General features: G+C 52.5%; 2 protein-coding genes. Both read left to right on the top strand.

Annotation, left to right across the window (positions count from 1 at the left end):
* Positions 1-60 precede the first annotated feature (60 nt).
* Positions 61-378: a transposase gene (locus tag MHX61_RS11235; RefSeq protein WP_239194946.1), complete on the top strand. Its 318-nt coding sequence runs from the start codon at positions 61-63 to the stop codon at positions 376-378.
* A partial coding sequence (locus tag MHX61_RS11230) for an IS3 family transposase (protein WP_239194943.1) occupies positions 378-897 on the top strand: 520 nt, incomplete at its 3' end. The genes MHX61_RS11235 and MHX61_RS11230, both read left to right, overlap by 1 nt.

The raw sequence follows: 897 nt of genomic DNA, 5'->3' as shown, positions 1-897 counted from the left end.
TGAGGTTACCCTCAAGTAGTGGACACCCTATTTGTACGGATCTTGTGTCCGTAGGAGAGGATGTTCATTGTGAATCAACAGCGCAAGAAGTACACGCCGGAGTACCGGCGTGAAGCCGCAAACCTGGTAATCGAGTCGCAGCGCCCAATCGCTCATGTGGCTAAGGAAATTGGCGTATCAGCCACAATTTTAGGCAGGTGGGTCAAACTCGAGCGTGAGCGCCGAGGAGCATCCGACGGGCTAAGCGAGGCGGATCTTCGTGCTGAGAATGCTCGTCTGCGCCGTGAGCTGGCGGAAGCCAAGATGGATAACGAGTTTTTGTCAAAAGCGACAGCCTTCTTCGCCGCCAAGCAACGCGAACAGAAAAGTTCGAATTAATGCAGCGAGAGAAGGCGAACTACAGCATCAAACGTATGGCACGGCTATTAAAAGTGTCTCGGTCTGGATACTACAAATGGTCTCATACGCAGCAGAAGCGGCTATCCGGCGAAGATAATCGTGCAGCTTTTTACGATGACGTTGACCGTAAGATTCATCAGATTTGGTCGGACTCCGACGAGGTTTATGGTGCTCCGCGGATCACCGCAGAACTTATCGAGCGGTACCACATTTCGCTTAATCGTAAGACTGTGGCTAAACGGATGCGCATGATGGGCATTGAAGGGATTTCCCCGCGGGCCTTTGTCCCAGTGACAACGATTCAAGCCAAGCGTAAGTCCACGCTTCCTGACTTGGTCAAGCGCATGTTTGATACTGGTGAGCTCAACCGAGTATGGATGTCGGATATTACCTACCTGCGCACCGGTGAAGGCTGGTTGTACTTGTGCGCAGTCCGCGATGGTCATTCCCGCAGGGTACTGGGCTGGGCTATGGATAGCGTTCAAGATACATACCTGG

The organism is Corynebacterium sp. ACRPF (assembly GCF_022347395.1).
Taxonomy (GTDB): Bacteria; Actinomycetota; Actinomycetes; order Mycobacteriales; family Mycobacteriaceae; genus Corynebacterium; species Corynebacterium tuberculostearicum_D.
This window is presented reverse-complemented; position numbering and strand designations above follow the sequence as displayed.